Consider the following 7,480-nt stretch of genomic DNA (forward strand, 5'->3'; position numbering starts at 1 on the left):
CTGATATGTTTTGACAAAATAAAAGTGGATAGAGGAGGAAACTAAAGAATCTCTTCTGCGTGAACGAAAATGGAATAAGGAAGCAGGGGAAAATGACTTATGTACAAACTAGTGGTTGGAGATCGTGATTCCCAGGAGTTAATCGGATTGAAATGGTTAATCTCAAAGTATTCATTTCCTATTTCATCAGTGGAAACGGTTAATCAGTTGACAGAGGTTATGATGGTTTTAGAAAAAGAATTACCTGACATCCTTTTTATTGAATTGGACATGATCCCTCGGGATAAATGGAATCTTATGAAAACGTTTATTGACCGTTATACTACAGAAGTGATTGCAGTAACAGCCGAGCCAACTTTTGAAAAAGCCACAGAAGCGATTGAAATCGGCGCATTAGATTTGATCGTGAAACCGCTATCACCTATGGAAATAAAAACCTCTTTACAGAAAGCCTTCCGGAATGTTGCGGATTATAAAAGGAGAGAGAAAGGGGAAAAGTCACACCAAACACTTTGGTATAAATCCTTGTTTATTGATGATCAATTGACCTATCGGGCTCCAGTTTACTTAATGAAAACGGAGGAAAGAAGCTTCCTCAGTAAGTTACGCCAATTTATTGATCAGTTTAACTTTTCATCTACGCCACTTGTTTTCTCAACAACGGATCGAATTGTCCTTGTTTTTGACCAACTGATACATGAACCTATTCATCAGGCGCAGCGGTTTTTACGTGAATGGGAACAGATGAATGGAGAGTCTATTGTCATTGCAGTGCATCAAGGAATGACCGACCATTCCTTGCATCAAATTTATATGAAATTACGAAAGGTAATGGAAATATCTTTTTTTACTGGTTATCAACAAGTTCTTCATTCCAATCAAGACGAGGAGTGGCATGATATCGACCCTTTTCTAACGTTAACAGAACAGCGTCATTGGGTTACTATGCTTGAAGAAAGTCGAATCGAAGAATTGAAAAATTGGATGTACGAGCACTTTTATGGAATGGAATCTCCTTATCCAGAGCCAGGTCTTTTACGAACGCGTTTAACGAGTATCCTTGCACAAATCAGAAGATTTATGATTCGTAAAGGATTGACTGATAATCGAAGTGAAGCCTTATATAAAGAGGTATTTGAATCGATTTTATACAGTCCTATTCTTTATCGCATCGTTCAAGATTTGATCCTATTTCTTACAAATCTACTACATGATTCAATTGACTCTCGTCCTACTTTAAAAAGAAATGTCATCGAAGAAACCTTAACATACATTGATGATCATTATCATGATTCCGCTCTTACCTTAAATGAAGTAGCGGATCATGTGCTTCGTAATCCAGCTTACTTAAGTCACACATTAACCCAAAATTACGGTCAATCGTTTCGTGAAATACTAAGTTCTACACGTATCTACAAAGCGAAAGAGCTTCTCACCTCAACAAAAGAATCCATTCAGTCCATTGCAAGTCATGTAGGTTTCAAGAGCCCGAATTATTTTAGCCGGGTTTTTAAAGAATCCACTGGTAAAACACCTGGTGAATATCGAAAAGAGGGCAAGTGAATATGAAGAATGGGTAAGGATACCTTTTTGTATCCTCACCCATTCCATTTAGCGCTTATTATTTTTTATTTACGGAAGCGTCGTAAATAGAGTCCACTGCGCTCTGTAAAGCATCGTTAAATTCTTGTTCAGACTGATTCGCATTTAAATCAGCAGCAAGCGCTCTAGAGAAGCTGGCAATAAGACCATCGTTTTCTTTTAGTTTTTCGTTCGCTTCATCACGTGAATATCCTCCAGATAGCGCAACAACTCGTAACACACGAGGGTGCTCAATTAACTGTTTATACGCATTCGCTCTTGTAGGAATCGAAAGTTTCAGCATCACATTTTGATCTTCTGACAAATCATTAAGCTGTTTTAGGATTTCCTCGCGTAAAATTTCTTCTGACTTCTCTTTGTCTTCACTGTGTATGTTTACTTCTGGTTCAATAATTGGCATAAGATCAGCAGCAAGTATTCGCTTACCGATATCAAATTGCTGCTCCACAACAGCCTTGATACTACTTTCATTTGGCTCATGAATGACCGAGCGCATTTTTGTGCCGAAGATTTTACGTTCACTTGCCCGACCAAGCGTTTCATCTAAATCATGAATTGGTTTCATAAGCTGAACGCCATTTTCTTGATCGGCTAGTCCTTTGTCTACTTTTAGGAAAGGGACAATCCCCTTATCTGCAAGATAGTCAGCTGTATACTTGCCTTCGATTTCACGATCCATCGTTTGTTCAAATAGGATAGCGCCAAGAATTTTCTCTCCACTGAAAGCAGGTGATGTAATGATTCTTGTTCGCATCTGATGAACACGATCAAACATTTCCTCTTCATTAGAGTAGGAATCTTCAGGAACACCGTATTCTGCAAGAGCCTTAGGTGTGCTTCCACCACTCTGATCAAGCGCTGCAATAAATCCTGTTCCGTTCTTGATTTTGTCGAATTGACTGTTGTTCATGTTTTTCCACTCCTTTTAATTCTAAACTTCATTATGCAACCATCTATACTCTTCCCATTATTCCATCATAATTAACACCAAATTTTCTATGCATTTATCCAGGGATCGCTGTTTAAGGAAAACGTCGCATTTTAATCAGGGTATGAGCTTACTTAGAGTATGATTTTTCCTTTAATGATCACTCATTGCCATTACCCATGATGCACTATCTTAAATCATAAGAGATAAATAGTTTAATTGACTTTTCTAAAAAAAATACTATAAATTATTTAGTGTTTATCGAAATGGTCTTCTTGTTTATAAAGTATTTCCTATTAATCAAAATCTGGTTATCTATATCGTTTCTGCATCAGGTGCTACGCTTTTATTAGGAAATGATTCTGAAAGGGTGACGATGATGGCGGATACAAAAGCAACCAAAGTAGAGCAGTATCGAGGCACAGTTCTCCACACGAAAGGATGGATTCAGGAAGCTGCTTTACGAATGCTCAATAATAATTTGCATCCTGATGTCGCTGAGAATCCAGAGGATCTTGTAGTCTACGGTGGAATCGGGAAAGCGGCGAGGAATTGGGAGTGCTATGAAGCGATTGTTCGTTCATTAAAGGAACTGGAGAATGATGAAACACTTTTGATCCAATCTGGGAAGCCAGTAGCTGTTTTTAAGACTCACAAGGATGCCCCTAAAGTACTGATGGCTAATTCAAATTTGGTGCCTGCCTGGGCAAATTGGGACCACTTTCATGAACTCGACCGTAAAGGGTTGATGATGTATGGACAAATGACAGCTGGGAGCTGGATTTACATTGGCAGTCAAGGGATTGTACAGGGAACGTATGAGACATTTGCTGAATGTGGGAAGCAGCATTTTAATGGTAGTTTAAGCAATACCATTACGTTAACAGCAGGCTTAGGAGGAATGGGCGGGGCGCAACCACTTGCCGTCACTCTTAACGGAGGCGTTTGCATTGCAATCGAAATGGATGAAAAACGAATACAGCGTCGAATCGATACAAAGTATCTTGATACGTCAACTGCTAGTCTTGAGCATGCAATTGAGATGGCAAAGAAAGCTCGAAATAAAGGAGAAGCTCTTTCTATTGGTTTACTAGGTAATGCGGCAGAAATTTTACCTAAAATGATCGATCATCAGTTTATCCCTGACATTTTAACGGATCAAACTTCTGCTCATGACCCTTTAAACGGCTATTATCCTATAAACCTAGATATAAAAGCAGCAGAAGAACTTCGTAAAGAGAATCCGAATCAGTATAGTAAATTAGCAAAACAAAGTATCGCCATACACGTAGAGGCAATGCTTGAGATGCAAAAGCAAGGAGTCGTAACATTCGATTACGGGAATAATATTCGCCAAGTTGCCAAAGATGAAGGCGTTCAACATGCATTCGATTTTCCTGGATTTGTACCAGCTTATATCCGACCGCAGTTTTGCGAAGGAAAAGGCCCTTTTCGTTGGGTAGCTCTTTCAGGAGACCCAAAAGATATTTATAAAACAGATGAAGTGATTTTAAACGAGTTTAGTGACAACGAGCACCTTTGTCATTGGATTCGTATGGCGCGAGAGAAAATTAGTTTTCAAGGACTTCCTTCCCGTATTTGTTGGCTTGGGTATGGGGAACGAGCAAAGTTTGGGAAAATCATTAATAACATGGTGGCAAACGGGGAATTAAGTGCTCCGATTGTGATTGGCCGTGATCACCTTGACTCTGGCTCCGTCGCTTCGCCGAATCGAGAGACCGAAGCCATGAAAGATGGAAGCGATGCTGTGGCTGATTGGCCGATTTTAAATGCGATGATTAATAGTGTTGGTGGAGCAAGTTGGGTTAGCGTCCACCATGGCGGTGGTGTTGGCATGGGCTATTCGCTCCATGCAGGTATGGTTATTGTGGCAGACGGGACGAAAGAAGCGGAGCAGCGAATTGAACGTGTTTTAACTACAGACCCTGGAATGGGTGTTGTTCGTCATGTTGACGCAGGCTATGATTTAGCGAAGAAAACGGCAGAGGAGAAAGGCATTCATGTCCCGATGTTACGAAAGAAATAGGAGGTAGAGCGAGATGACTACAAGATTACTAATCAAAAATGCTGCTCAGCTGATCACAATGTCAGGATACTCGGACAGTCCAGCAATAAAAGAGGAAATGTCGCAAATAGGACTAATTGAAAAAGGTGCTGTCTATATAGAAGATGGGATCATTGTTGAAGTTGGATCATCGAACGAAATGGTAGCAAAATACAAAGATTCAGTGGAACTTACAGAGCAAATTGATGCCGCGGGGAAAGTGGTAACTCCAGGGTTAATCGATCCCCATACGCACCTTGTTCATGCTGGTACGAGAGAAAATGAATACGCGATGCGGTTACAAGGAAAGACATATATGGAAATTATGGAAGCTGGTGGCGGCATTCATGCCACTACGCGTGCGACACAAAAAGCAAGTTATGAAGAATTGTTTGAACAATCTAGAAAACGTCTGAACCAGTTCTTATTGCACGGTGTGACAACAGTAGAAGCGAAAAGCGGTTACGGCCTCACGTTAGAACATGAAATAAAACAATTAGAAGTTGCGAAACAACTACATGAATCTCATCCGATTGATGTGATCTCCACGTTTATGGGTGCGCACGCCATTCCTTTATCAGAAAAGAGTAACCCCGAAACGTTTGTGTCAAAAGTGATTTCAGAAATGATTCCAGAAGTAGCCAATCGGAAGCTCGCCACATTTAATGACGTTTTTTGTGAACGGGGTGTTTTCACACCAGATCAATCAAAGCGAATACTAGAAGCCGGAAAAGAATACGGACTTATCCCTAAAATTCACGCTGATGAGATTGAACCTTATGCAGGAGCCGAGTTAGCGGCTTCTGTTGGGGCTATTTCGGCTGATCATCTTCTACGAGCATCAGATCAGGGAATAAAGGACATGGCTGAAGCTGGCGTGATGGGAGTACTACTTCCAGGAACGGCATTTTTCCTAATGGCTGATTTTGCTCAAAGTAGAAAGATGATTGATGCTGGCGTAGGTATTGCACTATCTACGGATGCAAATCCTGGTTCATCTCCTACACTCTCTCTTCCTTTTATCATGAATCTTGGCTGCTTGAAAATGGGGATGACCCCTGAAGAAGTATTAACTGCGACAACCATTAATGCTGCACATGCGATTGGCATTGCGGATACTGCAGGGAGTCTGGAGGTTGGTAAAAAAGCGGACATCACCATATTTGATGTGCCTAATTACCTTACTCTTTCCTATCAATATGGAATGAACCATGTCGATACAGTGCTCAAAGGAGGCGTGACGCTCGTTGTGGGAGGACACCTTTTATGAAGGGATATCCATACCCAATGTTAAATCGCCCAACCATGATTTGGTCAAAGCAAACGGACGAACAATTTGATCTTACGGTGAATGATTGGATTGAAACGATAGGAGAATCATCACCAAATTGGGAAGACTACGACATTACCATTCTCGGCGTTCCCTTATCAAAGTCTTCGATTAGTACATCCGCAGCAAGTGAGAATCCTGATGCGATGCGAAGAGCATGGCGTTCATTTCGTACGTATAATCTAGATGAAGATATTGATCTAGCTCGTTTAAAGGCGATTGATCTTGGTGATGTCAAACAGCATGCGACAGATATACGGTATACTCATGACCAAATTCAACAGGCCATGGTAGCGATGAGAGAACAGCACCCACATACAATACCTTTAACGATGGGTGGGGATCATTCGATAACGGCCATGTTGATTAAAGGCTGGAAGCTGGTGCATCAAAATGAGACGATTGGCATTTTGCAATTAGATACACATTTTGATTTGCGAGACTTAGCAGATTTTGGCCCCGCAAATGGTACGCCCATAAGGCAGGTAATCGAAAGCCATACAGTTGAAGGAAAGCATGTGCATAATATCGGACTTCACGGTTTTTTTAATAGTTTAGAGTTAAAAAACTACGCTGATGAACATGGCGTTCACTACACGACGATGAAAACAGTAAGGAAAAAGGGTATCCATCATATCGTTCAAGATGCCTTAGCTCAACTTGAAAAGACCGTTGACACGATTTACTTAACGGTCGACATGGATGTCCTTGATATTTCTTGTAATCCAGCTGCGCCCGCAGCAACTCCTGGAGGTATGAGAACGGAAGAGTTGTGTGACGCTGTTCAGTTAGCGGGTGAGCATCCGAAAGTAAAGGCGATGGATATCGTTTGCCTCGATCCTCGAAAAGATGTAGGGGAGATCGGGGTAAAAAGTGCCGTTCATACGATGCTTTCTTTTATAACGGGAGTTTGTAAACGAAAGGGTATAGGAAGGGAATCATCTTGACCACCAGTGTTGATAACGCTTACAATAAAAGGAGTTACTAGTAACTAGTAGAAACGTGGACAGGTGAGAGAAATGACACAAAAGATATTGATTGGTAAATTAGCGATGCTCGTAGCGTCATTAACTCCTGAAGAGCTAGAACCATTTTCTCATCAGCTGAAAGATGTGGATTATTGTCAGGGAAAGTCTGGATCGATGAGTATGCAGAAAGTCATTTCAGCTGTTGAAACATCTGCTAAAAGGAATAAGATTATTTCAGAAGAGCTTTATCGAGAGACACATGCCTTATATCATGCCATATTAGAGGCATTAGAAGGGGTTATGCGTGGCCAGATAGGTGCAGGAGACATGATGCGAACCGTGGGCTTACGTTTTGCGATTGTCCGTGGCTCACCTTATGAGCATTTTGATGAAGGAGAATGGATTGCTGTCGCTTTTTATGGAACAATTGGCGCTCCAGTAAAAGGCCTTGAACATGAAACGTTTGGTCTTGGAATTAATCATATAGGATAAATGCTGCCTAAAGTAATGAGTGATGAGGAGGCGGGAAATGAAACGTATTTTTGAATTGCCGCTGTTTTTTTTTTTTATAACTAGAATATTATTAG

At 40.9% G+C, this 7,480-nt stretch carries 6 protein-coding genes; 5 read left to right on the forward strand and 1 reads right to left on the reverse strand.

What is annotated here, in order from left to right:
• Window positions 1-99: 99 nt before the first annotated feature.
• The gene (locus tag PQ578_RS15195; RefSeq protein WP_273835188.1) at window positions 100-1,563 is read left to right on the forward strand and encodes a helix-turn-helix domain-containing protein; all 1,464 of its coding nucleotides are present in this window, start codon (window positions 100-102) and stop codon (window positions 1,561-1,563) included.
• A gap of 58 nt (window positions 1,564-1,621) precedes the next feature.
• Here the strand turns inward: PQ578_RS15195 and PQ578_RS15200 are convergent, their stop codons facing one another.
• Entirely contained in the window at window positions 1,622-2,512 is an 891-nt protein-coding gene (locus PQ578_RS15200) for a fructose bisphosphate aldolase (protein ID WP_273835190.1), read from the reverse strand.
• Window positions 2,513-2,909: 397 nt separating this feature from the next.
• On the opposite strand from PQ578_RS15200, the gene hutU reads away from it, so the two are divergent.
• The 4 genes from hutU to hutP all read left to right on the forward strand — a co-directional run bounded on the left by hutU (window position 2,910) and on the right by hutP (window position 7,385).
• A complete protein-coding gene (gene hutU / locus PQ578_RS15205) occupies window positions 2,910-4,577 on the forward strand; it encodes a urocanate hydratase (RefSeq protein WP_420541562.1) in 1,668 nt (555 codons plus the stop codon).
• A gap of 13 nt (window positions 4,578-4,590) precedes the next feature.
• On the forward strand, window positions 4,591-5,865 hold the full coding sequence (gene hutI, locus PQ578_RS15210; RefSeq protein WP_273835194.1) for an imidazolonepropionase: 1,275 nt from the start codon (window positions 4,591-4,593) through the stop codon (window positions 5,863-5,865).
• Window positions 5,862-6,872, forward strand: a complete 1,011-nt coding sequence (locus tag PQ578_RS15215) for an agmatinase family protein (protein ID WP_273835196.1) — start codon at window positions 5,862-5,864, stop codon at window positions 6,870-6,872. The genes hutI and PQ578_RS15215 overlap by 4 nt, the downstream gene beginning before the upstream one ends.
• A 72-nt stretch (window positions 6,873-6,944) precedes the next feature.
• Window positions 6,945-7,385 carry a histidine utilization transcription antiterminator HutP gene (gene hutP / locus PQ578_RS15220; RefSeq protein ID WP_160919676.1) on the forward strand — a complete coding sequence of 147 codons (441 nt, stop codon included), beginning with the start codon at window positions 6,945-6,947 and terminating at the stop codon, window positions 7,383-7,385.
• Window positions 7,386-7,480 lie beyond the last annotated feature (95 nt).

The organism is Guptibacillus sedimenti (assembly GCF_028610665.1).
Classification (GTDB): domain Bacteria; phylum Bacillota; class Bacilli; order Bacillales; family Guptibacillaceae; genus Guptibacillus; species Guptibacillus sedimenti.

Bases quoted from the DNA above. Each gene is read 5' to 3' on its own strand.
- PQ578_RS15195 (WP_273835188.1), top strand. From the start codon at position 100: ATGTACAAACTAGTGGTTGGAGATCGTGATTCCCAGGAGTTAATCGGA.
- hutP (WP_160919676.1), top strand. From the start codon at position 6,945: ATGACACAAAAGATATTGATTGGTAAATTAGCGATGCTCGTAGCGTCA.
- PQ578_RS15215 (WP_273835196.1), top strand. From the start codon at position 5,862: ATGAAGGGATATCCATACCCAATGTTAAATCGCCCAACCATGATTTGG.
- PQ578_RS15200 (WP_273835190.1), bottom strand. From the start codon at position 2,512: ATGAACAACAGTCAATTCGACAAAATCAAGAACGGAACAGGATTTATT.
- hutI (WP_273835194.1), top strand. From the start codon at position 4,591: ATGACTACAAGATTACTAATCAAAAATGCTGCTCAGCTGATCACAATG.
- hutU (WP_420541562.1), top strand. From the start codon at position 2,910: ATGGCGGATACAAAAGCAACCAAAGTAGAGCAGTATCGAGGCACAGTT.